The organism is Cyanobium sp. L1E-Cus (assembly GCF_024345755.1).
Lineage (GTDB): Bacteria > Cyanobacteriota > Cyanobacteriia > PCC-6307 > Cyanobiaceae > Cyanobium_A > Cyanobium_A usitatum.
In genome coordinates this window covers 1-26,601 of the sequence record NZ_JAGQBS010000012.1, presented here as the reverse complement: position 1 = coordinate 26,601, position 26,601 = coordinate 1, and the positions used below count along the sequence as shown (strand labels likewise).

Genomic DNA, 26,601 nt, shown 5'->3' with positions numbered 1-26,601 from the left:
CGGCCTATTGGCTTAAGCCAAGGGGGCAAGATCCTCGAAACGAAACACCTGGCGGCCGGCCGGAGTTTCGCCATGGGCCTCGGTCTCAACCACCCGCTCGCTCAGCACCCAGGGGCCAGCCTCGGTCAGCGGCACAAAGGTGTCGGTGAAGCGGCTGGTGCCACCCTTGGCTTCGCCGCTGGCGGGGTCGCTGTACTGGCTGGTGTAGCTGCGGCTTAGGTAGCCGCTGCCGGTGTCTGTTGTGCTCTCGGTGAAGATCGTCACCACGGTGCCGTGGATGTGGCGGTGCACCATCGTCACCACATCGTTCTGGATCCGGTAACGGTCACCGGTGTTCTTGCCGCCCACAACCACCTCGGTGCCCACGGCATCGGTATCGCCAGCGGTGAAGGTGTTAGCGCCATGGGTTTGCTCAAAGCTGCGGCGCACCCGGTGGATCGCCACCTCCCACAGCTGGGAAGCCAGGGCCTTGTGAATCTCCTCATCGGCGACGCCAGCCACCGTGGCCTTGAGGTCGGCGCCTACCACGAAAGTTCCATCGACCCGCTTACCTTCTTGACCCGCATCACCGTCTTGTTCCCAAATGCAGCGGCCCTGATAGCCACCGAAGTCCGGCTCCCAGGTGTAGCGATTTTCATAGGCGGCCCGGAAAGCCGCCGTGCAGTCGCTGCCTGAGGTGATCTGGTTGCTGACCTGGGTGCTGGCTGTCAAGGCGGGATCTATCGGGTCCCTAACCCTAACGAGTGAGTCCGGGGTGGATGTCCTGCAGGGCATTCACCTCAATCGTCTGCTGCTGCAACGCCGTGATCGCCTCGACAGCGGCCCGGGCCCCGGCCAGGGTTGTCACCGTCGGCACGGCGTAGTCGAGGGCGGCCCGGCGCAGATATTTGTCGTCGTGGGCAGCCTGGCGGCCGATCGGGGTGTTGATGATCAGCTGAATGCGGGCCGAGCGGATCGCGTCTTCAATATTGGGACGGCCCTCATGCACCTTGAGGATTGATTCCACCTGCAGGCCAGCGGCTCGAAGGGCCTCGGCGGTGCCGCCGGTGGCGATCAGGTCAAAGCCCAGCCCCACCAGCCGCTCCGCCACCGGCAGCAGGGCCTGCTTGTCGCGGTCGTGGGTGGAGAGAAACACCGTGCCGCTGGTGGGCAGGGCCTCGCCTGCGGCCAACTCGGCCTTGGCATACGCCATGCCGGCGCTGCTGGCGATGCCCATCACCTCGCCGGTGCTGCGCATTTCAGGGCCCAGCAACGTGTCGGAACCCGGGAAGCGCTTGAACGGCAGCACCGCCTCCTTCACCGTTTGCAGAGGCGGGATGGGCTCGGCCATGAGCCCCAGCTCCGCCAGGGTGCGGCCGGCCATCAGCTGGCTGGCCACCTTGGCCAGGGGCACGCCGGTGGCCTTAGCCACAAACGGCACCGTACGGGAAGCACGGGGATTGGCCTCGATGATGAACACCCGCTCGCCCTGCTCCTGGTCGTACTGCACGGCGAACTGCAGGTTGATCAGGCCGCGCACCCCGAGGGCCAGGGCTAGGGCCCGGCTCCACTCGCGGATCGTGGCCAGGGCTGCCTCGCTCAGGCTCACCGACGGCAGCCAGCAGGCCGAATCGCCCGAGTGGATGCCCGCCGGCTCAATGTGCTCCATTACACCGCCGATCACCACTACCCCCTCCAGATCGCAAAGGGCATCCACATCCACTTCGATGGCGTTATCTAGGTATTGGTCGATCAGCACTGGGTGGTCGGGCTCCACCTGCACCGCTTCCACCATGTAGCGGTTGAGCTCGGCTTCGTCGTAGACGACCTCCATGGCGCGCCCGCCCAGCACGTAGCTGGGGCGCACAACCACTGGATAGCCAACGCGCGCAGCAATGGTCCGGGCCTCGGCCTCACTGCGGGCCAGGCCATTGCGGGGCTGGCGGATCTCCAGCCGGCGCAGGATCGCCTCAAATTGCTCCCGGTCTTCGGCGGCGTCGATCGATTCAGGTGAGGTGCCCCAGACGCGAGTTCCGGTGGCCAACCCCTCGGGCGAAGCCAGCCAGCGCAGCAGCGGGATCGCCAGCTTGAGAGGTGTCTGGCCGCCGAACTGCACGATCACCCCCTCGGGATGCTCCACCTCAATCACGTTGAGCACGTCTTCGAGGGTGAGGGGCTCGAAATAAAGCCGGTCGGAGGTGTCGTAATCCGTTGACACCGTCTCAGGGTTGCTGTTTACCATCACGGTGGCGAAGCCCTCGGCCTGCAGAGCGAAGGAGGCGTGCACGCAGCAATAGTCGAATTCGATGCCCTGGCCGATGCGATTTGGCCCGCCGCCCAGGATCATCACCTTGCGGCGGCTCTCCGGCTGCACCTCGTTTTCGGGCGGCACGATCTCCAGCTCACCTGCCGCATTGAGCCGCTCCAGCGGCCGCTCGTAGGTGGAGTAGTGATACGGCGTACTGGAGGCAAACTCCGCCGCACAGGTATCGACAGTTTTGAACACGGCATTGATGCCCAGCCCCTGACGGTGGCGCCGCACCGTGAGTTCATCACTGCCAGTGGCCCAGGCGATCTGGCGATCTGAGAAGCCCAGCTGTTTGAGCTCCAGGAGGGCGGCGGCATCGAGTTGCTGCAGCTGGCGGCCCCGCAGCAGCCGCTGCTCAGCTTCGAGGATGCAGCGCAGCTTGGCCAAAAACCAGGGATCGATGGCGCTGAGCTGGTGGATCTCGTCGTCGCTGCGGCCGACGAGCATCGCCTCGCGCACGGCGAAAATCCGCTCAGGCGTGGCGGTGCGCAGGGCCCGCTCCAGGGCGGTGGGATCGGGTGCAAGCGTGAGGTCACTTGCGGCATCGGGGCGGTCGCAGCCCCAGCCGGCATGGCCCGTTTCCAGGGAGCGCAACGCCTTTTGGAACGACTCCTCAAAGCAGCGGCCGATCGCCATCGCCTCCCCCACCGACTTCATCGAGGTGGTGAGCACCGCCGGGCTACCGCGGAACTTCTCAAAGGCGAAGCGGGGAATCTTCGTGACCACGTAATCAATCGTGGGCTCGAAGCAGGCCGGGGTGGCACCGGTGATGTCGTTGACGATTTCATCGAGGGTGTAACCCACCGCCAGGCGGGCGGCAATCTTGGCGATTGGAAAGCCTGTGGCCTTCGATGCCAGCGCCGAGCTGCGCGATACGCGCGGGTTCATCTCAATCACCACCACATCGCCGTTGGCGGGGTTGATCGCAAATTGAATATTGCTGCCGCCCGTATCGACGCCGATCTCGCGGATGATGGCGATCGACTGATCTCGCAGTCGCTGGTACTCGCGGTCGGTGAGGGTTTGGGCCGGTGCAACGGTGATCGAATCACCGGTATGTACCCCCATCGGATCGAGGTTTTCGATGCTGCAAACGATCACCACGTTGTCGGCGCTATCGCGCATCACCTCCAGCTCGAATTCCTTCCAGCCCAGCAGCGACTGCTCCACCAGGATCTGGGAGACGGGGCTCGCCTCCAGGCCGCTTTTGCAGAAGGCGCGGAACTCCTCGGGGTTGTAGGCGATGCCACCACCGCTGCCACCGAGGGTGAAGGCCGGCCGGATGATGCGGGGATAGCTGCCGATGACCTCGCCCACCCGCTCCGCCTCCTCCAGGGTGTTGGCGATGCCGGAGGGACACACCGCGACGCCGATTCGCTCCATCGCCTCCTTAAAGAGCAGCCGGTCTTCCGCCTTGCGGATTGCCTGCAAGTTGGCGCCGATCAGCTCCACCCCGTGCTTTTCCAGGGTGCCGTTTTCAGCCAGGGCTACCGCCAGATTGAGAGCGGTCTGGCCGCCCATCGTGGGCAGCAGGGCATCGGGCTGCTCGATCTCAATAACCCGGGCCACCACCTCGGGCGTAAGTGGCTCGATGTAGGTGCGATCCGCCATGTCCGGATCGGTCATGATCGAGGCCGGGTTGGAATTCACCAACACCACCTCGAAGCCTTCTGCCCGCAGCGCTTTACAAGCCTGGGTGCCGGAATAATCGAATTCGCAAGCCTGGCCGATCACGATCGGCCCCGAGCCCAGCAGCAGGATGCGGCTGAGGTCCGTGCGGCGGGGCATAGGGGGTGGGCAAGCCAAACCTGCCTAGCCTCTCACGCCCCCCTGGCAGCAGCTGGGGCTGGAATCGCTAACGTGATTGATAACGTGGAAGCCCTAGATGAGTGAGCTCCAGCGCCTGAAAGGGCTGCTGCCCCCTGAATTACAGAGCTGGGTGTTTGTTGAAGCGGCCGCCTCGGTGGAACCGCCCCTGATCACCATCGAGGAGATCGGTCGCGATGAAGTCGAAATTCAGGTCGACCTGGAAAGCTGGGACGGGCTGGCGATAGACCATCGCAACCTGCTGTTTTGGCACGAGGTGGGCCGCGTCCAGAACGATGCGGTACCCCGCGACGGTTGGGAGATGGCGGCCCTGGCAATCGGCCTGGGTGGAGCCATCGGTGAGCTGTGGGTGCAGGACGGCCTCCTCCTGGTGATGGCCCTGGGCCTGTCCGGCTTTGCCGGCTACCGCCTCTACCTCAAAAACAACTCCGAAAAGCGGCTGCAGGACGCCATCGCCGCCGATGAGCGGGCCATCGACCTGGCCACCCGCTTCGGTTACACCCTGCCCAATGCCTACAAGAGTTTGGGCGGCGCCCTCAAGGAGCTGGTGGAGCAGACCCGCAAGAAAAAGAAGCGCGCCTTCTACGAAGACCGGCTAGAGGCACTGCGCAAGAGTGCCGGCAAGGCCCGGGCCGAAATGGCCCAGCAACAGGGCTCGCGTCAATCCGTCACCAGTGAGAACGTCTATGGCTGATTCCCCCGCTGGCAGGCCCACGACCCACCAGGAGCTCGACAGCGAGCAGCTGGCCAAGCTGGCGGCAGAAGCCTGTGACGACCGCAAGGCCGTGGACATTCGCCTGATCCGGGTTGACGAGGTGTCGTCGTTGGCCGACTGGTTTGTGATCTGCAGCGGCCTCTCCGATGTGCAGGTGCGGGCCATCGCCCGCTCTGCTGAGGATCAGATCGAGGAAACCACCGGCCGGCTACCCCTACGGCGCGAAGGCCAGAAGGAAGGCCGCTGGATGCTGCTCGATTACGGCGAAGTGATCGTGCATGTGCTCACCCCCAGCGAGCGCACCTACTACGACCTTGAATCCTTCTGGGGCCACGGTGAACAGGTGCGCTTCGTAAGCTCAACTTCAGCAATTTCTCCCTGACCGCCATGCCGTGCCCGGTGCCCCCCGAGCAACGGCCCCTGCAGGAATACGAGCAGTTGCTGGCCTCCTGGTTTTTTGTTTGGCCGTCCCACGACCTGCCAGGTCTGTTGCGCCCCTTAGCCACCAGCTGGCTGTTGCTGCTGCCCCTCTCCACCTTGGTGGCTAGCGGCAGCTGGGTGTTGCGCCACCACCCGGCCCAGCTGGTGCTGGCGGGCATGGTGGCTGCAGTGGCGCTGCCGATGCTGCTGCTGGTGCGCCAGTGGCTCGGATGGAACTACGTGCACCGCCGCCTGGTTTCCGAGCGGGTCGAATACGAGGAATCGGGGTGGTACGACGGACAGGTGTGGGAAAAGCCCCTGACCTGGCGCCAGCAAGACCTACTGGTGGCCCAGCACCAGGTGCAACCGGTGCTGCGGCGGCTGCAGCAGGGGGCAGCCCTGGCGGTAATCCTGGCCCTAGTGGGGGCCAGCCTCTGTCAGGCTCTTTGAGATCAGCTCCTGGGCTCTTGTGACCCTGTCCTCCAGTTTTGGTGGCACCGCCCGCGGGGGCGTCCCTCCCCTGGAGGTGCGGCTGCTGCGCAACGGCATCGTCGAATCGCGCCACCGTGTGCACGCGGTGGTTTGCGACGGCCGCGGCCGCGTATTGATGCGGGCAGGCGATCCCCAGCAGCTGAGCTTTGTGCGCTCTGCCCTAAAGCCCTTTCAGGCCACGGTTTTTGTGAGCAGTGGCGCAGCCGACCATTGCAATTGCGGCGAGCGGGGCCTGGCGATCGCCTGCGCTAGCCACATCGGCACGGCCATGCACGCCCGCGAGGCCTTCAAGCTGCTTTGGGGCGCTGAAATCGAGGCCGAGCAGCTGCAATGCCCCGTGCCCGACTGCGGCAAAAGCCCCCTTGAGCACAACTGTTCCGGCAAGCACGCCGCCTTCCTGGCCACCTGCCGGCAGCTGAACTGGAGCACCGAGAGCTACCTACAAAAAGAGCATCCTTTGCAGCAGGAGGTGTTTAAGCGCGTGGGCGATCTGCTCGCCCTGCCCGCCGCCGAGCTGCTCACCGCCCGCGACGACTGCGGCGCCCCCACCCTGCAGCTGCAACTTGCCCAGATGGCCCTGCTCTACGCCCACCTGGGCGCCGGAAGCCAGGCCGACCTGGAGCGCCTCAGCCGGGCAATGCTGGCCCACCCCGAACTGGTGGCAGGGGAGGGGCGCTTTGACACCGAACTGATGCGCGGCGGCCATGGTCAAGTGGTGAGCAAGGGCGGAGCTGAAGGCATCCAGTGCCTCAGCCGCGTCGGCGAAGGCATGGGGGTAGCGATCAAGGTGGAAGACGGCTCCGCCCGAGCCAAGCAAGCCGTAGCCCTGCACCTGCTCGAGCAGCTCGACTGGCTAACGCCGATAGCTCTCGAAGATCTGCGCACTCGCTTCTTGATCCCAGCCCCCCATCTGCGCCTGGAAGTGATCGGCGAGCTGCGCTTCGACTGAGCGCCAGTACTAGGCACTTCGACTGGTATGGTTAAGAGGTCGACGCGGGGTAGAGCAGTCTGGTAGCTCGTCGGGCTCATAACCCGAAGGTCGCGAGTTCAAATCTCGCCCCCGCCACCACTTCCCAAAGCCCCGGCAGTCTCCTGTCGGGGCTTTGTTGTTTGAACATTCACCTCCGCTGCCCCAGCGATCACCGCCCAGAAAATGGCCATCCCCGCCAGCGTGACCCAGCCCGACGCCATCGTGGTGGGCTCCGGCGCTACCGGCGGTGTGGCTGCCATGGTGCTGGCCGAGGCGGGGCTGAGGGTGCTGGTGCTGGAGGCCGGTCCCGAGCTGTCATCCCGCCAGGCCTTCGGCAGCGAACCGCTTAATACGGCCCGGCGTGTGGCCAGCATCGCCAGCGGCCAGCAACGCCTGCAGCGCCACCATCCGGGCTTCTGGAAACACAATCCCCAGCTGTTCGTCGATGAGCGGCTCAATCCCTACTCCACCCCAGACGACGCCCCGTTTTTGTGGAGCCGGGGCCGGCAGGTGGGGGGCAAAAGCCTCACCTGGGGAGGCATCACCCTTCGCCTCTCCGACTACGAATTTGGTGCGGCTGAGCGCGATGGTCAGGGGGCAAGCTGGCCGATCGGCAGCGCCGAGCTAGCGCCTTACTACACCCGCCTTGAGCAGTTGCTGGAGGTGCATGGAGCCTGCGACGGCCTGCCCCAGCTGCCCGATGGCCACTTCCAGGCGCCCCTGCCCTTCACCCCAGGCGAGCGCCACCTGCAGCGCCGCATCGGCAACGAGCTTGGCTTGCCCCTGATCCACTCGCGCGGCTTCAACCTGCACCGGGGTGCGGGCTGGCCCCGCTCCGCCAGCCAGGGGCGCACATTGGCACGGGCCCTGGCAACGGGGCGCACCCAAGTGCGCAGCAACGCCGTGGTGAGCCACCTACTGCTCGACGGCGAGCGGGCCCAGGGCGTGGTGCTGGTAGATGGCAAAACGGCAGCCCGCGAGCGCATTGAGGCGCCCTTGGTGGTGCTCTGCGCCTCAACGATCGAGACCCTGCGGATCCTGCTGCACTCGAGCGAAGCCCACCAACGCGGCGGCCTAATCGATCCATCCGGCAGCCTCGGGCGCTATCTGATGGACCACATCTCCAGCAGTCGCTTCTTTTCGATTCCCGGGGTGCCAGCCCTTGATGGGCCCAGCGAACTTTCTGGGGCCGGTAGCTGCTTCATACCCAACACGGTCAACCTGGATGCGGGTAGCGAAGCTGATTTCAGTGGCGGCTATGGCCTCTGGACAGCCCTGCAGCGCTTTGATCCACCCGCCCTGCTGCAGCGACGCAGAGGCGAGGCGGTGGGTTTTCTGATCGGTCACGGCGACGTGCAACCCAACGCCGACAACCAGGTGACCTTGAACGGCGAACATCTCGATGCCTGGGGGCTACCCACCGCCCACATCAACTGCCGCTGGGGTGCAAACGAGCAGCGCCTGGTGGCCCACATGCACCGGCGCATGGAGGCGGTGGTGGCAGCTGGTGGGGGGCAGATCCGGCCCATCGAAGAGCTATTTGTGCTGCCGCTGCTGGAGCCCTGGATCCGCACCAGCCTGGCGGTGAGTCCCGAGGCGCCACCACCTGGCTACTACATCCACGAACTCGGCGGCGCCCGCATGGCAAGCCAGCCCGAGGCAGGTGTGGTGAATCACCTCAACCAGTGCTGGGGCGCCCCAAATGTCCTGGTAGTCGATGGGGCCTGCTGGCCCCGGGCCGGCTGGCAGAGCCCAACCCTCACTGAAATGGCCATAACCTGGCGCGCTTGCGAAGCCGCTGCCGCCAGGTTGCGCCAAGGAGCCCCATAACCCGGTTGCGATCCGGTGTCTATCGCCACAACCGGCTTAAGCAACCCTGCCCACAATGGCAACGTCGACCTCAAAGGGTCGGGCAAGGGAGTCTAAGGCGGAGGTTGGCCCCTCCGCCTTTTTTTTGTTATTTGCCACCAGATTTGAAAAATTCAGCGGCGCAGGAACAGGCCGTTGAGGTAGTGCTGGCTCACCCCCTGATCGGCGCAGCCGTGCTGAAACAGGAAGCTGGACAGCGCTGAGGAGATCAAGCGGTATTGATCCCACTGGGGGTGGCTGCGCAGGAACTCGCGCATGCCATCGAACAACACCTCTGGCACCTCCGCCTCCAGGCTGATGCTGCCGGCTTCTGCCTCCACTAACCCTTCTGCGCAGCTGGGCTGCTCCATACATCGTTGGAGGTAACTGCGCTCGGCTGCCATTACGAAATAAGAGTTTGGGGAGGCCCCAGTAGGCCACATCGGTGCCAGGTCCGTCAAAGCCTGAAAGCCAGGGCGAAACCACACCGTTCTCAACTGAGATTGCCTGTGCCGGCGGCTCCATAACGGCGCAGTGAGGATTTTCAAAGCCTGCAAGGGCGGCCGCTGGTGGTGCTGTCAAGGCCAGACTGAACAAAAGCAGTTATTCCCCAACTGCCAGGCCTTAACTGGCTTAAAAGCCTCGTTTCTGGGGAAAACCCCTAATAAACCGGGGAAAAGACGGCAACAATGGGGAATACGGATAACCAATCAGCAGAACTGATGAGCTGGAGTCTCGCGAGACTTCCAGCGAGCTGAGAAGACTGAGCCACGCCAAACCGAGAAGGCTCAGCTGCTGCTGCCCTGGCGCAGGGTTGTGGGACCAAGTGGATGGTCCGCGTGGGGGTAAGGCGGATGGTGATGGCTGTGACCGTGGTCGTGGCTGTGCCCAGGGGAGTGGTCGTGATCGTGGGTGTGGCCGCCCACTGGAATCGGCACGCCATCGGGTTGGCAGGCACCTGTGCACTCGCGCTCACAGAGGTCACAGCCGTCGGTGAGCCCTTCAACGTGGTGGTGGTGGCTGTGCTGGGGCGCCCCAACCTCAGTCTCAAAGCCCAGCACCTGGGCCCGGTATTTGCACAGCGAACAATTCATGTTGGCGTCACCGCGCACCACCTCGGCCACCCGCTCCACAAAGGTGTCAAGCACCAGGGGGTGATCTGCCAGATAGGAGGCCTTCAGGAATTCCACCTCAGGATGGTCCTGGGCCACCCGCTCGGTGTGCTGCTGGATCCGGCTCACCAGCACCCCGGAAAACAGGAAATAGGGGAAAACGACAACCCGGCGATAGCCAAGTCTCACCACTTGGCGAAGTCCAGGCTCCACCAAAGGAAAGGTGACCCCGGAATAAACCGTTTCACCCCAGCCAAAACCAAAACCCTCCACCAACATCCGCGTCACCTTGGCGACATTGGAGTTGGCATCTGGGTCGGATGAGCCCCGGCCCACCACGACCAACATGGTTTCGTGCAGGGGCACCTCTGTGGCTGCCGCATCAAGGACTTCGCGAATCCGGGCCCCGGCGGCCTGAATCATCTTGAGGTCAACCCCCAGTTCACGGCCGTAGTCGATGCGCAGACCCGTCTCTGCCGCGTAGGTATTGAGCACCGAGGGGATGTCGTTTTTGGCGTGGCCCGCTGCAAACAGCATGGCCGGCACGGCCAGCACGTGGCTTACCCCCCGGGCCCGCAGCGCCTCCAGGCCATCGCGCAGGATCGGCCTGGCAAATTCCAGGTAGCCGTATTCCACTGGCACCTCGGGCAACAGCTCTTGGAGCCCCTGGGCCAGCTCGGCAAATTCGGCCACTGCCAGCCGATTGCGGCTGCCGTGGCCGCAAACCAGCACCCCAATCGAGCCGTGGGGACCGGCACTCAGTTCGGGATGGGAGAGGGAAGCCATGGCCACTCGCACTTGAGGGCGACCCTATTCCGGGAAGCAGCGGGTCAGGATGGGGATATCCGGGCTGCCTAGCCGCCATGGCCCTGCGCCTTCCCCCATACCAGCCATTGCCGGCCCCGCGCCCGGGGGGTGAGCTGCTTGAGGTACCCATCGCCCAGCTGCGCCCCACCCAGCTCTGCGTGGGATTGGCTGAAGTGCGCAGCAGGCTGCGCGATTTCGGTGCCGAAAATGCCCGCGAACGCCGCTCCTACCTGGGCAGCAAGCCCGTGCCGCTGGTGCGCAGCGCTGATGGCAGCGTGTGGATGGTCGACCGCCACCACCGCCTACGGGCCCTGATCGAGATCGAACCCGGCGCCACCGCCTTCGGCTACGTGGTGCTCGAGCTCGACAGCCCCGACCCCCAGCAGGTACTTGCTGCCCTGCATCAACGCGGCTGGCTCTACCTCTATGACGGCAGGGGCTTGGGGCCCCTGCCCCCCAGCGCCCTGCCAGAGCAGCTCACAGGCCTGCAGGACGACCCTTACCGCAGCTTGGTGTGGAAGCTGAAGCAGGAGGGGGTGCTGGCCGCCGCCCCACTGATTCCCTTCCACGAATTCCGCTGGGGGGCCTGGCTGCGCAGCCGCCCCCTGCCGCCCTTCAGCTCCGAGCAACTCGAACCGGCCCTGCCCCGCGCCCGCGCTCTGGCCCGCTCCCGCGCCGCTGCCCACCTGGCTGGCTGGAAGGGCTCAGGCAGTTGCTAGGCGGCGCCAACTGCCCCAGGCTGGAGCTCCACCGCCCCCCTGCGCCGTAAATGCCATACAGCCACCTGCTGGTGCCAACCGATGGCTCCGAGCTCTCAGACAAGGCCGTGCAGCAGGCGGTGGCGCTGGGCCACAACCTGGGAGCTCGCATCACCTTTTTCCACGCCCAATCCAACTTCCCCATCTCCCTTGTGGGCGTGGGTGAGCTGGTGGACCCCAATACGGTGACCGCCCTAGTGCAAGCCGCTCGCCATGGCGCCGAGCAAATCCTGGCGGCAGCAGCAGCCGTGGCCCAGGCCGCCGGGGTGGTCAGCGACCAGGACACCGTGGTTAGCTCCATGCCCTACGCGGCAATAGTGGAGGCGGCCAAACGCCATGGGGCTGATCTGATTGTGATGGCCTCCCATGGCCGCCGCGGCCTGGAGGGGGTGCTGCTGGGCAGCGAAACCCACCGGGTTCTTACCCACAGCAGCTGCCCGGTGCTGGTTGTGCGTTGAGCTCCGGCCACTACGCTGCCTGCGACAGCAACAGGCGTGCCGGTGGCTAAGGACGAAACGAGCAGGGGTGACGAACTGCAGGGCCTGGGCTGGACGCCTGAGGAGGTGCGCCAATACGAGGAGCTGTGGGAATACCGGCAGCGGTGGGGCGCCATCAACCTGGAGCCGGAAGATCGGGTGTTGCTGCGGCGAGCTGAAGCGGCCCTGCCCAAGCGAGTTGCCCATGGCAAGAGCTCGCTCAAAAAAACACTGCAGCAGAAATCTCACTACCGCTGGCTGTGTCTCTATCGAGACGCCATGCTCGCCGCTGCCGAAGGCCTTGGCCTGCAGCCCGGCGAAGAGGCCGCTTGGGTAATTCTGCTCGAGGCCGAGTTAAGAGCCCTGGATCACTACGAGCCGGTGCTGGGGTTGCCTGACACCCTCAAGGCCAAGGCCCTGATGCCGGCCCGGGAGGACTGGATCGCTGCCATCGCCGCCCAAGGAAGGGAGCTCAGCTTCGACTTCGACGCACCGCTGGACGCCCTCAAGCAGCAGGAAGCCACCAGCTGGAAGCCCCTGCGCAACGTTGGGGCCCGCTCCTATCCGGTGCTTGAAGCTGGCGCCGCTGCCAACTTCCGCACCCAGATGAACCAGGAGGTAGCCCAGCTGATCCGCTCAAGCTTCCCCTCGCTCAAGGACAGCGACAAGCCGGAGCCCCCGAGCGCCTAAGGCGCCGGGGCGCCGGCGCTGGTCTGCACCGGCACCCGGCCCACCTTCCAGATGCGCTCGGCGTAGTCAGCGATCGAGCGGTCGCTGCTGAAGAAGCCACAGCGCATCGTGTTGTGCAGCGACATCCGCGCCCAGCGGCCCCGGTCGAGCCAGGCTTCATCTACGGCGTTTTGAGCGCGGCGGTAGTCGGCCACATCAGCCATCACCCGGAAGGGATCGTGGCTGGTGAGGCTGGCCAACAAGGGGTGGAAGAGCTCCCTATCACCCTCGCTGAAATAGCCCGAGCCGATCAACTCCAGGGCCTGGCGCACGGCCGGGTCCTGCTCGATCCAGGGCATCGGGTGATAACCGCTGTGGCCCAGCTGCTCGATCTGCTCTGCGGTGTGGCCAAAGAGGAAGAAGTTCTCAGCCCCAACGCAATCGCGGATTTCGATGTTGGCCCCATCGAGGGTGCCAATCGTGACCGCACCATTGAGAGCCATCTTCATATTGCCGGTGCCGGAAGCCTCCTTACCAGCGGTGGAGATCTGCTCAGAGAGATCCACCGCCGGATACACCAGCTGGCCCAAGCTGACGCTGAAGTTGGGCAGGAACACCACCTTGAGGCGGCCATCCATGGCCGGATCCATGTTGACCACGTCGGCGATACCGACCAGCAGGCGGATGATCAACTTGGCCAGGGCATAGCCCGGAGCCGCCTTGCCACCGAACACAAAGGTGCGCGGCGGCAGGTCTTCACCGGCGCGGATGCGCAGATAGCGCTCAACAATCTGCAGGGCCGCCAAGTGCTGGCGCTTGTATTCGTGGATGCGCTTGACCTGCACATCAAACAGGGAGGTGTGATCAACCAGCACCCCCAGCTCGCGGCGCATGTACTGGGCGAGGCGCTGCTTGCCCAGGTCGCGCACCGCCTGCCAGCGCTCTAGGAAGGCAGGGTCGTCGGCATAGGCGGCAAGCCCTTGCAGCTCCTCGAGGTGGGTGCGCCAGCGATCGCCGATCGCCTCATCTAGCAGGGCCGACAGCGGTGGGTTGGCCACCGCCAGCCAGCGCCGCGGAGTGACGCCGTTGGTGACATTGGTGAAGCGCTCCGGCCAGATCCGGGCCAGATCAGCAAACAGGTGCTGCTTAATCAAGGTGCTGTGCAGCTCGGCCACGCCATTGACGTGGTGGCTGCCCACCACCGCCAAGTGGGCCATGCGCACCCGGCGCTGCGGGCCCTCCTCAATCAGGGAAATGCGCTGCAGGATCTGGGAATCGCCGGGATAGCGAATCCGGGCCATGCGCAGGAAGCGGGTGTTGATCTCGTAGATGATCTCAAGCTGGCGGGGCAGAAGCTGCTCAAACAGCTCCACGCCCCAGGTTTCCAGGGCCTCGGGCAGCAGGGTGTGGTTGGTGTAACTGATGCTGGCAGTGGTGATCGACCAAGCGGTATCCCAATCGATGCCGTACTCGTCCATCAGCAGCCGCATCAACTCAGCCACGGCGATGGCTGGATGGGTGTCGTTCAGCTGCAGCGCAAACTTGCGGTGGAAGTCGGTCACCTCCAGCCCCTGGCCCCGCAGGATGCGGAACATGTCCTGCAGGGAGCAGCTGACGAAGAAGATCTGCTGGGACAGACGCAGCCGCTTGCCCTGGTCCAGCTCGTCGTTGGGGTAGAGGACCTTTGAAAGGGTTTCCGCCTGCATTTTGCGCAGCACCGCCCTGGTGTAATCGCCGGCGTTAAAGGAGGCGAAGTCGAAGGCCTCGGGAGCCACCGCCGACCAGAGCCGCAGGGTATTGGCGGTGTTTACGCCATAGCCGAGGATTGGGGTGTCGTAGGCGACGCCGATCACGGTGTGTTCACCTATCTGCACCGGATAGCTCCACTCAGGCCGGATCACCTCCCAGGGATTGCCATGGGCCAGCCAGGGATCGGTGCTCTCCACCTGGCCGTGGGGGGTGATCTGCTGGCGGAAGATGCCGAACTCGTAGCGGATGCCGTAGCCGATCGCTGGCAGCTCCAGCGTCGCCATCGACTCCTGGAAGCAGGCGGCCAGTCGCCCTAAGCCACCGTTACCAAGACCGGGTTCGGGCTCCTCGGCGATCAGCTCCTCAAGGCTCAAGCCCAAGCTGGTGCAGGCCTCCCGGGCTGCCTCCACCAAGCCCAGATTCACCAGGTTGTTTTCCAGGTGCGGACCCAGTAGGTATTCCGCCGACAGGTAGGTGGCCGTGCGGACGTGCTCGCGGGTGTATGTGTCGGCGGTGTCGACCCAGTTTTTGAGCAAGCGATCACGCACCGCCAAAGCCAGGCAGCGGTAATGGTCGTGGCTGGTGGCCAGGGAGCTGGACTTGGCCTGACTGAAGAAGAGATGCCCTTGCATCGACTCCTTCAGAGCCTGGCTATCGGCTGAGGCCATCCCTGACTACCTGGAAAGTGAAAGTCTGGGGCTGGCGACTCAAATTCGCAGCAGCGTGGTCACGGTTACCGCACACGCAAAGCCAGGCCCAATCGCGCCGCTGGTATCAACCGCAGCAAAGTTTGGCGGGGGGAACAGCTTTGGGTAGGTGGATGACGTTCAGTGGCGAACTCCCCATGCCCTCCCAACCACGCCTTCAAGCCCTCGAAAAGATTCTCAGCCGCCCCGCCGCCCCTACAGCTCCGATTCAGCCCCTCGATGAGCTCTGGGCTAGCGACGTATTCACCCTCGACAAGATGAAGGCGGCGCTGCCGAAGGAGATCTTCAAATCGGTGCAGCGCACCATCAAGGAGGGCAGCAAGCTCGACGTGTCGGTGGCCAACGTGGTAGCCCAGGCGATGAAGGAGTGGGCCACCGCCCGCGGTGCCCTGTATTACTCCCACGTTTTTTATCCGCTCACCAACTCCACTGCCGAGAAGCACGACGGCTTCATCTCACCCCAGGGCGACGGCACGGTCTTCACCGAATTCACCGGCAAGGTGCTGGTGCAGGGCGAGCCCGACGGCTCCTCCTTTCCCAATGGCGGTATCCGCTCCACCTTTGAAGCTCGCGGCTACACCGCCTGGGACATCACAAGCCCCGCCTGGCTGATGGAGACGCCCAACGGTGTCACCCTCTGCATCCCCACCGTCTTCGTCTCATGGACCGGCGAGGCCCTCGACAAAAAAACCCCCCTGCTGCGCTCGATCGCAGCCGTAAACAAACAGGCCCACAGGCTGCTCAGCCTGCTGGGGGAAACCACCATTGCCCCGGTCAACTCCAGCTGCGGCGCCGAACAGGAGTACTTCCTGATCGACAGCGCCTACGTGCCCCTGCGGCCAGACCTGCTGCTGGCCGGCCGCACCCTGTTCGGTCGCCCCTCCGCCAAGGGCCAACAGTTTGACGACCACTACTTCGGCGCCATCCCCGAGCGGGTGCAGGTCTTCATGCAGGAGGTGGAGCGGCAGATGTACCGCCTGGGGATTCCGGCCAAAACCCGCCACAACGAGGTGGCCCCATCCCAGTTTGAGATTGCGCCTTTCTTCGAGGCCGCCAACGTAGCCACCGACCACCAGCAGCTCACCATGACCCTGCTGCGCAGCACGGCGAAGAAACATGGTCTGGCCTGCCTGCTGCACGAGAAGCCCTTCGCCGGCATCAACGGCTCTGGCAAGCACGTCAACTGGTCGATCGGCAACGCCACCCAGGGGAACCTGCTCGATCCGGGCAAGACGCCCCATAAAAACCTGCAGTTTCTGATGTTCTGCGGAGCGGTGATCCGCGGCGTGCACATGTATGGCCCCCTGCTGAGGGCCGTGATCGCCACCGCCAGCAACGACCACCGCCTCGGAGCCAACGAAGCGCCCCCGGCAATTATCTCGGTGTATCTGGGCAGCCAGCTGGAGGATGTGTTCAACCAGATCCGCGAGGGCCGGCTCTCCGGTTCGGCCCTCGGCGGCGTGATGGACTTCGGTGTGGATACCTTGCCGGAATTCGACAAGGACGCTGGTGATCGCAACCGCACCTCGCCCTTTGCCTTCACGGGCAACCGCTTCGAGTTTCGCGCCGTCGGCTCCAACCAATCGGTGGCTGGCCCGCTTGTGGCCCTGAACACCATCCTGGCCGATTCCCTCGCCTGGATCTCCAGCGAGCTGGAGGCAAAGCTGGGAAGTGGCTACGGCCTTGAGGAAGGGGCTCTGGCCGTGCTCAAGACCCTGATCGAACAGCATGGCGCCGTCGTGTTTGGCGGCAACGGCTATTCCGATGAGTGGCACCGCATGGCCGTGGAGGAGCGGGGCCTGGAAAACCTGCGCACTACCGCCGATGCCCTGCCGGTGTTGGAGCGCCAATCAATGCGCGAGCTGTTCGAGCGCACCGGCGTGCTCTCGGCCGTGGAGCTGCAGAGCCGCTTCGAGGTTTACGCCGAGCAGTACATCCTGGCGATCGATGTGGAAGCCAAGCTGGCCGTCCAGATCGCCCGCACCCAGGTGTATCCGGCGGCGATCCGCTACCTCGGCGAACTAGCTGAATCCCTGCAACTGCAGAGTTCCCTAGGCATCCAGGTATCGCCGGAAACCTCCAAGGAGGTGGCTGGACTGTGCCAGTCGTTGATGGACATCAGCGGCCAACTGCAAAACGCCATCGACCATCCCCCCCACGGCACCGAAGCCCACATGCGCTACTCGGCCGACACCCTGGTGCCGTTGATGGCCGACTTGCGCGTGGCGGTTGACGGCTTGGAGGCCCTGGTCGACGACAACCTCTGGCCCCTACCCACCTACCAGGAGATGCTGTTCGTGCGTTGAGCCAGGCTGCGCCCGCTCACTGCGGAAAAACGCTGATGCGGGCGCGTTCTACGTAGCTGGGGTCGGCCATGGTGTCGACCTCAAAGCTGGTCCAGGTGGCACTGGGTGCGGGGCTGCGCTCAAGCAACGGCCATTCGATACGCCGGCGCTGATAGGTGAGGCCCACACAAGTAAGCGCCTGGTCATCGGCCATCAGCGACCAGAGCACGTGCACCTCGCCGCGGTCATAGGCGATCGGAAGCTCCTGCCCGCCCTGCTCTGGCAACCATCCCGGAGCGAGGGTCAGGCCAGTCTGATTTTCCCAGCACAGGTAAGAGCCGTTATCGGTGGGATAAAACCAGCAGGTCTCATTGGCTGCCTCAGCCAGCGGAAAGCGATCCAGCAGCTCCACCTGCTGCACTTGCAGCCAAGAGCCTTCGGCGGGGCCCCTAACGGCGTAGACCCCGATCCACAAGGAGGGCACGTCAAACTGCGTCACAACGGCATCGCAGATCAGGGAACGCCGCTCTGGCGCTGAGCCGAGGGGATCTTCACCGGCGATGGTGGCGCAGCTATTAGCCACCAACTCATCGAGGCTGCCCTGCCATTGATCTGGCATCCGAAACAGCCTCAGACCCCGGCCGCGATCAGGACCCTGGTGGCCTTGGGCCGCAACCAGAGCCTGCCAATCAACGCCCTCTTCGGGCAACTCCTGGACCCTTGTCAAGAGAAAGGCTAGGGAGTGGAGCATGGGTGCCTGCACAGGTCAGGGGCGCAGTAAAAGCGGACCCTAGAAGCCCTGACTGTTTAAGGCGGTGTTCTTGGCTGCCGGTCAGAGCACCAACTCCACGATCACAAAGCCCACAAGGGCCGCCAGAGCCAGCAGGGATGGCACACGCATCGAATTCTGCACTGCTCAATTCTTAAGCAAATCCTAGGAGCGCTGGCTGGCCCTGGTTTGGGATCGGGGAGGTCTTCACATCTCTTGCTCCTGAGAGACTGGGGTCATCAGCAATCCGGCACCCCAGGCGATGCAAAGCAGCGAGGGCAGCCACCGCACAGCTTTCAGCCTGGTGCTGCTGCTCGGGGTGGCCATCGGCCTACACGTTTATGCCCTACGGGTGAAAGAGGTAAAACCGAGTCGCCAGCTGCCAAGAACCAGCCTTAGCCCCGATGGCCAGGGGCGCGTGGCCGGGTCCCAATCCAGCCGGATTCAGCGACTACTTGAAAACTGAAAGCCAGCCTCAGCGCTCGAAGGCAAGGCCCACCAAAGAACGATTGGCACCCTTGACTTGCCAGCAGCCCTTCACCGGCCTGTAGCCACAGCCACGGCCATGGGCCTGGGTGATAAGTACGCCATGGCCGCCTGGACACAAATCGAGCTGCGGATCAACCCATATCGCCACGCCACCAGCACTGAAGTTGGCGATATCAACGGGAATTACAGGCAGCACCCTGCCCTCCCACTGCAACCAGCCCTCCATGGGTTGCTCCACTGGCCAACGCTGACCCTCGCGGAGGTTGGCGAACCCAGCCAGAGGCCTGTTTCGCAGGCGAAATCTGGTCAGCGATCTCATAAAACCCCCACTACGCAGGCCAGAGAAGACCGATCGCGGCAAGCGCGCCTCACCTCTTCTTAAGTTTAGACCCATCTGACACTGGATAGGATGAGGTCCCGGCAGCCTTGTCATAAGACGCTCCAGAAGCGCAAGGCACAAAGATCTCGCCCCTAGCCAGCCATGAGCGTCGCCTAGGCCACCACGGGGCTTGCCGGCCATGGAGGACAGTGGATATATCGCGGCAGAGCTGATGCCCCAGACCATGCAAGCCAATTTGACCGGTCTGGTACCGACCCGATCGCCACGGGCCGCTGCCGCGCCAGCTGAAGAGACAAGCCAGTCCCAGCGGGGATTCGGCGGATCGGGCCAGAGCAAGTCACGACGCAAAGGGGGCAAAAAGCGCAGCCCTGCGCTGAGCAAAGCCGACTGGGGCCCTCTGGGTAAGCATCCCGATCTTGATGCGATCGTGGCGCGTCAGCGATTACACCTGCCCCTGGCCGGGCGCATCGGCGCCGACGAAGTCAACCGAGCTTGGAAGAGCGCCGCCGCCGAACACCACCCAGACCGCGGTGGCAGTCACGACACAATGCAACGGGTTAACGGGGCGCGGGATCTGCTGCTGGGTCGCAGCACCGTGGTGGAAAGGTCAGATTGAGTAATTGAATCGGATGGTGGTCCCATCGCCGATGCAACCCCCCTGGTTCTGGTGCACGGGCTGCTCGACAGCCCCGCGGTTTTCAATGCGCTTAAGCGCTGCCTGGGCAACCAGCGCCAACCGCTGTTAATCCCCGAACTACCGCTGCGGTTTGGCCTCACCCCTATCTCCGAGGCGGCCGAACTACTCGGTAGTCATATCGAAGCGGCCTTCGGGCTGGAGCAACCCATTGATCTGCTGGGCTTTTCGATCGGCGGCGTAATCGCCCGGACCTGGATCCAGCTGCTGGGCGGCCAACACCGCACCAGGCGCTTCACCAGTGTGGGAAGTCCCCAGCAAGGCACCCTCACCGCCCAGCCCTGGCCGGGCCGCCTACTGGCGGGTATCGCCGACCTCAAATCGGGCAGCCCCCTGCTCACCGAGCTCAACGGCAACCTCGACGCCCTGGCCGGGATCGACTGCTGCAGCTTCTATTCGACCATCGACCTAGCCGTACTGCCCGGCTGGCGGGCCGTGCTGCCTGTGGGCCGCACCCAGATGCTGCCGGTGTGGGCCCATCCCCAGTTGCTGCGCGCTCCCAAATCGGTGCAGCTACTAGCCCAGGAGCTGTTGCGGCCCTGATGACAAACCTTTCTCCGCTGATGACAGCCACCTCCAGCGCCCTGGGCTGGCTGCTCTGGAGCCTGCTCGTGGGCTCCCTGGCCAACAGGCTGCCAGCCGCTTGGTTAGAGCGGGAGCACTGGTTTATGCGGCGGCCATGGAGCGAAAGCCGTCAGGGCTTCGAGAGCCAGCTGGCGATCCGCAGCTGGAAGCCCTGGCTGCCCGATGCCGGCCACGCCCTGCCCAAAGGGATCGCCAAGGCAAGCCTGGTGGGCCGGGAGAGCATCAAGCTGGAGCGGCTGGTGCTGGAAACTCGCCGGGCCGAGCTAGTGCATCTAGCCCTGTGGCTTTTCTGGACTATCACCCCCCTGTGGCTGCCGCCGGCGGGGGTGCTGATCAACCTCGCCTTTGCCACCGCCTTCAACCTGCCCTGCCTGTGGGTGCAGCGCTACAACCGCCTGCGGCTGCAGCGCCTGCTGGGCAAAGGCTGATCAGGGGCCCAGATCCGTTGCCTCGCAATTGATCTCCAGCAGCACCCCCCAATCTTCACTGTGTTGGCCAACCCGCAGGCGATGGCAACCCGACTCCAGCCAAAAGTGGCTGGAGGCTTCATCGAAATAGGCCAGTTGACGCAGCGGAATGAGCAGCTGAAGCCGCCGGCAGTTGCCTGGCTCCAGCGCCACCCGAGCAAAGCCCACCAGGCTGCGCTGGGGCCGCTCCAGCACTAACCCAGGCGGTTCGGCGTACACCTGCACCACAAACTCACTGGCCAGCAGGCCGGCATTTTGGGCAGTTACAGCCAGCCGAATTTGATCTGGCTGCAGCTCGGCCTCCGCCTGGCTGAGGCGCAGCTCTGCGTAGGAGAGCCCAAAGCCGAAGGGGAAGGCGGCCGGATTGCCCTCTCGCTGCAGGCGGCGGTAGCCGTGCCAGAGGTCGTAGCGCACCTGGGGAGCCCGGGGCTTGAAATCAGGCAGGTGGTCGGCGCTGGTGGGAATGGCGAAGGGCAGGCGCCCACTGGGCGACACCTGGCCGAACACAACATCGGCCAAGGCCTCACCGCCCCGCTCCCCCGGGTACCAGAGCAGCAGGATCGCCGGCACAGCACGGCGCCAGGCCTCGATCAAGATTGCCCCACCTCCCATCAACACCACCACTGTGCGGGGGTTTGCCGCCAGCACGGCCTCGATTAAGGCCACCTGCTCAGCGGGCAGCTCCAGGTTGGTGCGGTCGCCGGCGGCGAAATCGCCCCCCTGACGCGCCGAGCCGTAGCTGGTGATGGCGGCAATGGCCCGGGCCACCGGCGGCCACCAGCGCCGTAGCAGGGGATGGGGGGGCGGTATCTGGCGCAGGATCGGCGCGATGTCGCCGGGATGGATGTGCTCCCCCTCCAGGCGCCAGTCGAGGCCCACTACCAGCAGGGCCGCCTCACAGCTGGCGGCCAGGGCAGTGGCTTCAGCCAGCCGCTCGCCACTGGCGTAACGCACAGCCCCCGGCGCAGCCGCTGCCTGCAGCCCCTGCAAGGGTGTGACCACCACGCCTGGCTCGGGCCGGGTGTCGGAGGAGCCGCGATCGCCCAGGTTGGCGATGGCGGCCAGGCTGCCTACCACCGCCAGCGAGCGGGCCGGATCCAGGGGCAACAGGGGGGGGCCATGGGGGAAGGCCTCGTTTTGAAGCAGCACGATCGACTTGGTGGCAGCCTCCCGGGCCAGGGCCCGGTGCTCGGAGCAGCCGCGCAGGCTGGTGGGATAGGGACCCTGGGGCACGGCGAGCTGCACCCGCAGCTGGCGCAGCACGGCGTCATCCACGCGCTGCTGCGGCAGCCGACCATCAGCAACGGCAGCCGCCAGGCAACCGGCAAAGATCATGCGGAAGGGCATTTCCAAGTCCTGGCCGGCCCGCACCGCGGCAACGCCATCGCGCATCCCGAAGATGAAATCGGTCACCACGAAGCCCCTGAATCCCCAGCGCTGCTTGAGGATTTCGTTGAGCAGCGCGGGGTGCTGGCCGCACCACTCGCCATTCACCTGGTTGTAGGCGCTCATCAGCGAGCCCGCCCCGGCCTCTACGCAGGCGCGGAAGTGGGGCAGGTAAAGCTCGTGCAGCACCCGTTCACTCACCTGCACGTCCACCAGGAAGCGAGAGCTGTCGATCGAGTTGAGGGCGAAATGCTTGACGCAGGCAACGGCGTGGCGCTGGATGCCGCGGGTCATTGCCGCCCCCAAGCAGCCGAGCAGCACCGGGTCTTCGCCATAGGTTTCCTGGGCCCGGCCCCAGCCGGGGTGGCGCAGCAGATTGACGCACACCGCCGCCAGCCAGTTGGCCCCGAAACTGCGGGCCTCGCGGGCCATGGCCACGCCGATCCGCTCCTCCAGATCCACGTCCCAGCAGGCACCGCGAGCAATCGGAGCGGGGAAGGTAGTCGCCCCGCCCTGGAGCACCACCCCCCGCGGGCCATCAACAAACTGCAGACCGGCTAGCCCCAGGCGCGGCAACACTCCCGCTGGCCAGGGGTGCAGGTGGGAGGCGTCGCGGCTGGCAATTTCCACCATGCCGGGCCAGAAGTCGGTATCGCCCTCCAGCAGGGCAAGCTTCTCGGCAACGCTGAGCTGGGCCAGCAGCTCTTGGGCCCGGCGCTCAATCGACTGCTGATCAGTCTCTGGTGGCGCCGTCATGGCCTTTTCCCAAGCGGCATAAAAACTAGGAAGCCCGGAGCGCGTGCCCCGGGCTTCTGTTGACCCAGCTGTGGCGTTTGCCCGGAGGGGTGGGGCGCAGCTGGGCGCAAGTTAGATAGCAATCAGATCGTGAGATCTGGGTGTCTTCAGTTGTACTGCGGAGCTGCTGACGCAAGCACCTGAGGCCAGGTGACCAGTGGGACGTCTCGATTAATCCGGGGCACCTAAGGCGGCGCAGTGGAGGCTTTTCAGCCAAGAGACGTCAGAGATCCGTCGAGAGTGTTGGAGCAGGGGCCGGATCGTCAGCGCACTCCTGGCAAATGCTCAGGGGGGGTGTCTTCCATCAGTGGAGCCTCCGAATCCCGATGTCCACACGATCTCTCCGCCAAACCAAAAAGGCAACCATCCATACCGCTGCCGCAATGGCTCTTCACCCGCGGCAATCAGACTTCATGAAGGCCGCTTCACATCTGAGGCTGGAAAGGACCCAGGATTTCGATCAGCTACTTCGGCACCCTTGAAGAGAAAATCCAGGCTGGGGATTCTGGCCCTGGCGTGAAGGTAGAAACCCTGAGCCGCAGCGATCGCTCCTGGAATGGGGACCTATTGCCCAAGCTCAACGGTGTCCAAGCCGAAGTAGGTGATCAACCAAACGGGCGACTTTCTATTCATCCCAGCGGGCACCACCCACAGGCCGGCAAACCTCAGCGCCAGCGAGGCGGCCATTGCAATCGTGGCCCGCAACGATGCCAACGAGCAAGAGCATGTGGAGCTGCACGCCCCTCCGGGTAAGGCCGAGAGCGCACCAGATACATCAACCTGTGCAGCACCAGGCCACAAATAGTTATTAAGGCCTGCAGCGTCAGGGGGAATGCGGCGCCGCCATGGTGGGCGATGGGGTAAACGCCGCACCGGCCCAAGCTAATGCTGGCAGGAGCAGCAAAGGCGCTTAGCTCTCTTTCAGAGATAGTGAATTAATCGCTACTACGCAATTAAGACAGCATCAAGCTTGGCCTTCATGGGAATCCCCCATGCCGCGCTGCCATTAACTACATCACTACCGAAACAGCCAAAAGATCAAATGCTTGTACTTGACAAGCTTAACCGCATAAGCTATTTACAAGATAGCGAATGATAATCTAGACCGGCGGGGTTAGACCTCTGGTTAGCAGATAAACTCCTACATACAAAAACAGAAAGATCAAAAGCAAGCCACCAACAAATAATTTCCCATCCATCGGTGGTAGCTGATTTAGTTTTCGCCATCCTATCCAAGCAGAACCGGCCTCATCAGCGCATTGGAGCGGGACGAGAAGGGTTAAGAGGTGCTGCTCCTCAAGCAGATAGACCCGCCCAAGTCATTCAGCTGCAAATCCGAGGTAATGATTGATAGTTCCAGTCCCTCTCCCTAAGGTGAAAATTCTCCTCAGGTAACTGAGTGTTAATTGGCTGGCTGGAGGTGTCGCTGCTGGTGCGCTGGCTGCTGGGCTGGATTCTGGCCTTGAGTCTGCCGTCCCTTCCGGCCTCCATGCCGCTGCACCAACGAACAGTGTCCGTGTTGATACCTGCCCGAAATGAGGCAGCAACCTTGCCGAATCTACTGGCGGCCCTCAGCAACCAGGTTCTCAGGCCCGCTGAAGTGATCGTGGTCGACGATGACTCCAGCGACGGTACCGCCACCATCGCCCGCCAGAGTGCTGACACGCTTGCGATCAAGGTGATTCAGCCACCTCCTCTTCCCGAAGGCTGGTGCGGCAAGACCTGGGCTCTTCACCACGGGGTGCAGGCCAGCCGAGGGGATGTGTTGGTTTTTCTCGACGCCGACACCGAGCCTGCCCCACAGTTCCTACAGCGGCTACTCGCCCAACACGAGCAGCAAGGAGGACTGGTCTCGGTACAGCCCTATCACCGCACAGAGAAGCCTTACGAGCAGCTCTCTCTGCTCTTCAACCTGGTGGGGCTGATGGCGGTAAGGCTGGGGCCGGGCTGTGGGGTTGCCTTCGGGCCAGCGATGGTGAGCAGTCGGGCCGACTATCTGCGCGCCGGCGGCCATGAGGCAGTGGCAGACAAAGTGGTGGAGGATTGGTTCCTAGCCCATCGCTACGAGCAGCTCGGCCTGCCCGTGAGCGCCTGGCTCGGCAGCGATTCGATCGCATATCGCATGTATCCCGGCGGTTTGGCCGACATGGTGGCCGGATTCGATAAGAACTTTGCGACGGCCGCCGGAGAAGTTCGCTGGCCCTGGATGCTGGCGATGCTGCTGTGGCTTTCGGGCCTCTTCTGGGCGGCCTGGTGTCTGCCTGCCGCCTTGCTGGGCTGGCCTCTGGTGGGCCCCCCCGCGATCGGCCCAAATGCATTGATCTATGGCGCCTTTGCTGTGCAGTTGCTGCTGCTCAGCCGCCGGGTAGGGCGCTTCCATTGGATCAACCTGATCTTTCCGATTCCAGTGCTGTTCTTTCTAGGGGTGTTCATCCTCGCGATCTTCAAGCTCGAGCGAGGACATGTTGAGTGGAAGGGAAGGCGATTCAAGGCACGCTGAGGAGCCTTAGGAGGCGTGATCTGCGGGTTGATACAACCTTGCGGGCCTGCTGAGGCAGCTCGTGCAAGGTTGCTATGGCTGCTCGATTAGTGGGTATTTAAAAGAGGGCTGATCACACATCTGCTGCCGATCCGCTGATAAAGCTGAATTCCAGCAATTTGATGAGCATCATAGAAAAAACAAGCAGTTTTAATGTGCACCCACATGACTTGACAGGGGAAGATCTCTAGCCTGGATGCGCGCCAAGGCCTTAAGACGATTTTAGCCAATGCACGGGAAAAACTGCGGCGCTGTGCCTCACCCTGCAGCAGATTACAAAAATCCGCATAAACTTGAGGCCGTGGGCAGCATAAATACTCCAAATAAGTGCAGATTCTCCCAGGGATAAACGAATATGATTATTTCACCACTCGCAAGAGTGCCGCTTCTGCTTAATTTTGCCCCCCCCCCCAGATCGATAAAGTACTGCAATGAACGATAAACTACGAATTCTTCAGCGCCAACCACGCAGGATCTCAATTACATTAAGCTACAATGTACATGAGGCTTTGATAAAAAGATCAGACGAAGAGGGCCGCTCTGTTTCCAACCTTTGTGCATTCCTGCTTGAAGATGCTTTAAAGGATCAGAGAGAACTGATAGGCATACACAGTCGAGACAATATAGTGGATGGTTTGGCCGGTAAAAAGTTGATGCTTAACGGTGATTCCGTGTCTAATGGATTTTCTCGACGACAGTAGAGCATGCGGCAATTCCAGCCAAGCATCTTACGCAAGGTACAGGGCTGGCTCAATAGCCCTCCTTAGCTTATTAGGTGCTCGCCACTCTACAGGCTGAATATGTTGCTTTGCCTTACCCGTTGATTTTGCAATATCGACAAAAAGCCATTCGCTTTTTAACACAAAGTCGGTGGCCTATCAGTTCTTGCTCATCTGCAGAAAGCAATCTCAGACATTACTGAATCTATCATTGTCTTGAATAAACCTAATTATAGATTGCTTAATCCCTCAATATCCATAGGCAGAAAGCGATAGCCCCTGGTCGGATCAAATTTTTCCACGGCTCGCACAAGACCCTTATTGCCTGCCTGAACAAGATCAATCATGCCAATTTAGTCACCCCTTGTCCGAAAACTATATTGCTTGACAACACTAACAATGAGCCTAAGGTTACCATTCATTATCCGGACGAAAGCACGGCGTCCCCTTCGCTGTTTGACGCTCGCGATGTTGTCAAAGTCTCGCCATTTTCTATTCATTCGCCCAGGCTCAACCTTTTCCTCTTCACGCAGTAGCGGAATGCCACCATTCGCCTGTTTATAATCACTTAAGCAATCAGCCATGGAGACCAGCGAAGCAACTGTGGTCATGCTCCTCCAGAAGCCTCGACTTTAAAATCAAATCAGCACATATGCTTACTTAGTGCCGCGCTGCGCAGCCCCAGATCGGAAGAGC

25 protein-coding genes and 1 tRNA gene are annotated in these 26,601 nt (G+C 63.2%); 17 read left to right on the top strand and 9 right to left on the bottom strand.

The window, feature by feature from the left end:
• Positions 1-12: 12 nt before the first annotated feature.
• A complete protein-coding gene (locus tag KBZ22_RS11255; RefSeq protein ID WP_255022031.1) occupies positions 13-711 on the bottom strand; it encodes a DUF3386 domain-containing protein in 699 nt (232 codons plus the stop codon).
• A 25-nt stretch (positions 712-736) separates the two neighbouring features.
• The gene (gene carB / locus KBZ22_RS11250) at positions 737-4,075 is read right to left on the bottom strand and encodes a carbamoyl-phosphate synthase large subunit (RefSeq protein WP_255022030.1); all 3,339 of its coding nucleotides are present in this window, start codon (positions 4,073-4,075) and stop codon (positions 737-739) included.
• A gap of 97 nt (positions 4,076-4,172) precedes the next feature.
• On the opposite strand from carB, the gene KBZ22_RS11245 reads away from it, so the two are divergent.
• From KBZ22_RS11245 to KBZ22_RS11220, 6 genes are all read left to right on the top strand, one after another.
• Entirely contained in the window at positions 4,173-4,808 is a 636-nt protein-coding gene (locus KBZ22_RS11245) for a DUF3318 domain-containing protein (protein WP_106632970.1), read from the top strand.
• Positions 4,801-5,211, top strand: coding sequence for a ribosome silencing factor (rsfS, locus tag KBZ22_RS11240; RefSeq protein WP_255022029.1), 411 nt, complete (start codon positions 4,801-4,803; stop codon positions 5,209-5,211). The genes KBZ22_RS11245 and rsfS overlap by 8 nt, the downstream gene beginning before the upstream one ends.
• A gap of 5 nt (positions 5,212-5,216) precedes the next feature.
• Positions 5,217-5,699 carry a CGLD27 family protein gene (locus KBZ22_RS11235; RefSeq protein ID WP_255022028.1) on the top strand — a complete coding sequence of 161 codons (483 nt, stop codon included), beginning with the start codon at positions 5,217-5,219 and terminating at the stop codon, positions 5,697-5,699.
• A 19-nt stretch (positions 5,700-5,718) separates the two neighbouring features.
• Entirely contained in the window at positions 5,719-6,690 is a 972-nt protein-coding gene (locus tag KBZ22_RS11230; RefSeq protein WP_255022027.1) for an asparaginase, read from the top strand.
• Between the two features lie 43 nt (positions 6,691-6,733).
• Positions 6,734-6,810, top strand: a tRNA-Met gene (locus KBZ22_RS11225).
• A gap of 84 nt (positions 6,811-6,894) precedes the next feature.
• Positions 6,895-8,541: a GMC oxidoreductase gene (locus tag KBZ22_RS11220; protein WP_255022026.1), complete on the top strand. Its 1,647-nt coding sequence runs from the start codon at positions 6,895-6,897 to the stop codon at positions 8,539-8,541.
• A 152-nt stretch (positions 8,542-8,693) separates the two neighbouring features.
• On the opposite strand, the gene KBZ22_RS11215 is transcribed toward KBZ22_RS11220, so the two are convergent.
• Together KBZ22_RS11215 and KBZ22_RS11210 are read right to left on the bottom strand one after the other, a co-directional pair.
• The gene (locus KBZ22_RS11215) at positions 8,694-8,930 is read right to left on the bottom strand and encodes a DUF2811 domain-containing protein (RefSeq protein ID WP_254942009.1); all 237 of its coding nucleotides are present in this window, start codon (positions 8,928-8,930) and stop codon (positions 8,694-8,696) included.
• Between the two features lie 417 nt (positions 8,931-9,347).
• Complete coding sequence (locus KBZ22_RS11210) at positions 9,348-10,457, bottom strand: sirohydrochlorin chelatase (RefSeq protein ID WP_255022025.1); 1,110 nt, start codon at positions 10,455-10,457, stop codon at positions 9,348-9,350.
• A 77-nt stretch (positions 10,458-10,534) separates the two neighbouring features.
• On the opposite strand from KBZ22_RS11210, the gene KBZ22_RS11205 reads away from it, so the two are divergent.
• Genes KBZ22_RS11205 through KBZ22_RS11195 form a run of 3 tightly spaced genes read left to right on the top strand, consistent with a single transcriptional unit; the run spans position 10,535 to position 12,402 of the window.
• Positions 10,535-11,197, top strand: coding sequence for a ParB-like protein (locus KBZ22_RS11205; protein WP_106632976.1), 663 nt, complete (start codon positions 10,535-10,537; stop codon positions 11,195-11,197).
• 50 nt (positions 11,198-11,247) lie between these two features.
• The gene (locus KBZ22_RS11200) at positions 11,248-11,694 is read left to right on the top strand and encodes a universal stress protein (protein WP_255022024.1); all 447 of its coding nucleotides are present in this window, start codon (positions 11,248-11,250) and stop codon (positions 11,692-11,694) included.
• Positions 11,695-11,730: 36 nt separating this feature from the next.
• Positions 11,731-12,402, top strand: coding sequence for a hypothetical protein (locus tag KBZ22_RS11195; protein WP_315858612.1), 672 nt, complete (start codon positions 11,731-11,733; stop codon positions 12,400-12,402).
• Here the strand turns inward: KBZ22_RS11195 and KBZ22_RS11190 are convergent.
• Positions 12,399-14,798 (bottom strand): glycogen/starch/alpha-glucan phosphorylase, encoded by a 2,400-nt coding sequence (locus tag KBZ22_RS11190; protein ID WP_255022023.1) that lies wholly within the window; start codon positions 14,796-14,798, stop codon positions 12,399-12,401. The genes KBZ22_RS11195 and KBZ22_RS11190 overlap by 4 nt on opposite strands.
• A gap of 176 nt (positions 14,799-14,974) precedes the next feature.
• Between KBZ22_RS11190 and KBZ22_RS11185 the strand changes: the two genes are divergently transcribed.
• On the top strand, positions 14,975-17,143 hold the full coding sequence (locus KBZ22_RS11185; protein ID WP_255022022.1) for a glutamine synthetase III: 2,169 nt from the start codon (positions 14,975-14,977) through the stop codon (positions 17,141-17,143).
• Positions 17,144-17,159: 16 nt separating this feature from the next.
• Here KBZ22_RS11185 and KBZ22_RS11180 read toward each other — a convergent pair whose 3' ends face one another.
• The gene (locus KBZ22_RS11180; RefSeq protein WP_106632980.1) at positions 17,160-17,873 is read right to left on the bottom strand and encodes a hypothetical protein; all 714 of its coding nucleotides are present in this window, start codon (positions 17,871-17,873) and stop codon (positions 17,160-17,162) included.
• Between the two features lie 280 nt (positions 17,874-18,153).
• On the opposite strand from KBZ22_RS11180, the gene KBZ22_RS11175 reads away from it, so the two are divergent.
• Entirely contained in the window at positions 18,154-18,357 is a 204-nt protein-coding gene (locus KBZ22_RS11175; RefSeq protein ID WP_106632981.1) for a hypothetical protein, read from the top strand.
• A gap of 9 nt (positions 18,358-18,366) precedes the next feature.
• Here KBZ22_RS11175 and KBZ22_RS11170 read toward each other — a convergent pair whose 3' ends face one another.
• Positions 18,367-18,618 (bottom strand): hypothetical protein, encoded by a 252-nt coding sequence (locus tag KBZ22_RS11170; RefSeq protein WP_206603515.1) that lies wholly within the window; start codon positions 18,616-18,618, stop codon positions 18,367-18,369.
• Between the two features lie 280 nt (positions 18,619-18,898).
• Between KBZ22_RS11170 and KBZ22_RS11165 the strand changes: the two genes are divergently transcribed.
• From KBZ22_RS11165 to KBZ22_RS11155, 3 genes are read left to right on the top strand one after another with little or no spacing between them, the layout of a single operon-like run.
• Complete coding sequence (locus KBZ22_RS11165) at positions 18,899-19,336, top strand: molecular chaperone DnaJ (protein ID WP_193486321.1); 438 nt, start codon at positions 18,899-18,901, stop codon at positions 19,334-19,336.
• A gap of 51 nt (positions 19,337-19,387) precedes the next feature.
• Positions 19,388-19,957 carry a triacylglycerol lipase gene (locus KBZ22_RS11160; protein ID WP_106632983.1) on the top strand — a complete coding sequence of 190 codons (570 nt, stop codon included), beginning with the start codon at positions 19,388-19,390 and terminating at the stop codon, positions 19,955-19,957.
• Positions 19,957-20,427 (top strand): hypothetical protein, encoded by a 471-nt coding sequence (locus tag KBZ22_RS11155; RefSeq protein WP_106632984.1) that lies wholly within the window; start codon positions 19,957-19,959, stop codon positions 20,425-20,427. Before KBZ22_RS11160 ends, KBZ22_RS11155 begins: the two co-directional genes overlap by 1 nt.
• Here KBZ22_RS11155 and KBZ22_RS11150 read toward each other — a convergent pair whose 3' ends face one another.
• The gene (locus tag KBZ22_RS11150; protein WP_106632985.1) at positions 20,428-22,608 is read right to left on the bottom strand and encodes a beta-glucosidase; all 2,181 of its coding nucleotides are present in this window, start codon (positions 22,606-22,608) and stop codon (positions 20,428-20,430) included. It lies immediately after the preceding gene.
• Positions 22,609-23,248: 640 nt separating this feature from the next.
• Here KBZ22_RS11150 and KBZ22_RS11145 point away from each other — a divergent pair.
• The 3 genes from KBZ22_RS11145 to KBZ22_RS11135 all read left to right on the top strand — a co-directional run bounded on the left by KBZ22_RS11145 (position 23,249) and on the right by KBZ22_RS11135 (position 25,887).
• On the top strand, positions 23,249-23,452 hold the full coding sequence (locus KBZ22_RS11145) for a hypothetical protein (RefSeq protein ID WP_106632986.1): 204 nt from the start codon (positions 23,249-23,251) through the stop codon (positions 23,450-23,452).
• A 594-nt stretch (positions 23,453-24,046) separates the two neighbouring features.
• The gene (locus KBZ22_RS11140; protein ID WP_241518355.1) at positions 24,047-25,147 is read left to right on the top strand and encodes a glycosyltransferase family 2 protein; all 1,101 of its coding nucleotides are present in this window, start codon (positions 24,047-24,049) and stop codon (positions 25,145-25,147) included.
• Positions 25,148-25,617: 470 nt separating this feature from the next.
• The gene (locus KBZ22_RS11135) at positions 25,618-25,887 is read left to right on the top strand and encodes a ribbon-helix-helix domain-containing protein (RefSeq protein WP_106632987.1); all 270 of its coding nucleotides are present in this window, start codon (positions 25,618-25,620) and stop codon (positions 25,885-25,887) included.
• A gap of 248 nt (positions 25,888-26,135) precedes the next feature.
• Here the strand turns inward: KBZ22_RS11135 and KBZ22_RS14425 are convergent, their stop codons facing one another.
• Entirely contained in the window at positions 26,136-26,252 is a 117-nt protein-coding gene (locus tag KBZ22_RS14425; protein ID WP_106632988.1) for a sigma factor, read from the bottom strand.
• Positions 26,253-26,601 lie beyond the last annotated feature (349 nt).

Coding starts and splice junctions, on each gene's coding strand:
- KBZ22_RS11155 (WP_106632984.1), top strand. CDS start 19,957: ATGACAAACCTTTCTCCGCTGATGACAGCCACCTCCAGCGCCCTGGGC.
- KBZ22_RS11135 (WP_106632987.1), top strand. CDS start 25,618: ATGAACGATAAACTACGAATTCTTCAGCGCCAACCACGCAGGATCTCA.
- KBZ22_RS11235 (WP_255022028.1), top strand. CDS start 5,217: ATGCCGTGCCCGGTGCCCCCCGAGCAACGGCCCCTGCAGGAATACGAG.
- KBZ22_RS11220 (WP_255022026.1), top strand. CDS start 6,895: ATGGCCATCCCCGCCAGCGTGACCCAGCCCGACGCCATCGTGGTGGGC.
- KBZ22_RS11185 (WP_255022022.1), top strand. CDS start 14,975: ATGCCCTCCCAACCACGCCTTCAAGCCCTCGAAAAGATTCTCAGCCGC.
- KBZ22_RS11215 (WP_254942009.1), bottom strand. CDS start 8,930: ATGGAGCAGCCCAGCTGCGCAGAAGGGTTAGTGGAGGCAGAAGCCGGC.
- rsfS (WP_255022029.1), top strand. CDS start 4,801: ATGGCTGATTCCCCCGCTGGCAGGCCCACGACCCACCAGGAGCTCGAC.
- KBZ22_RS11245 (WP_106632970.1), top strand. CDS start 4,173: ATGAGTGAGCTCCAGCGCCTGAAAGGGCTGCTGCCCCCTGAATTACAG.
- carB (WP_255022030.1), bottom strand. CDS start 4,075: ATGCCCCGCCGCACGGACCTCAGCCGCATCCTGCTGCTGGGCTCGGGG.
- KBZ22_RS14425 (WP_106632988.1), bottom strand. CDS start 26,252: ATGATTGATCTTGTTCAGGCAGGCAATAAGGGTCTTGTGCGAGCCGTG.
- KBZ22_RS11165 (WP_193486321.1), top strand. CDS start 18,899: ATGGAGGACAGTGGATATATCGCGGCAGAGCTGATGCCCCAGACCATG.
- KBZ22_RS11210 (WP_255022025.1), bottom strand. CDS start 10,457: ATGGCTTCCCTCTCCCATCCCGAACTGAGTGCCGGTCCCCACGGCTCG.
- KBZ22_RS11175 (WP_106632981.1), top strand. CDS start 18,154: ATGCAAAGCAGCGAGGGCAGCCACCGCACAGCTTTCAGCCTGGTGCTG.
- KBZ22_RS11205 (WP_106632976.1), top strand. CDS start 10,535: ATGGCCCTGCGCCTTCCCCCATACCAGCCATTGCCGGCCCCGCGCCCG.
- KBZ22_RS11200 (WP_255022024.1), top strand. CDS start 11,248: ATGCCATACAGCCACCTGCTGGTGCCAACCGATGGCTCCGAGCTCTCA.
- KBZ22_RS11180 (WP_106632980.1), bottom strand. CDS start 17,873: ATGCTCCACTCCCTAGCCTTTCTCTTGACAAGGGTCCAGGAGTTGCCC.
- KBZ22_RS11190 (WP_255022023.1), bottom strand. CDS start 14,798: ATGGCCTCAGCCGATAGCCAGGCTCTGAAGGAGTCGATGCAAGGGCAT.
- KBZ22_RS11150 (WP_106632985.1), bottom strand. CDS start 22,608: ATGACGGCGCCACCAGAGACTGATCAGCAGTCGATTGAGCGCCGGGCC.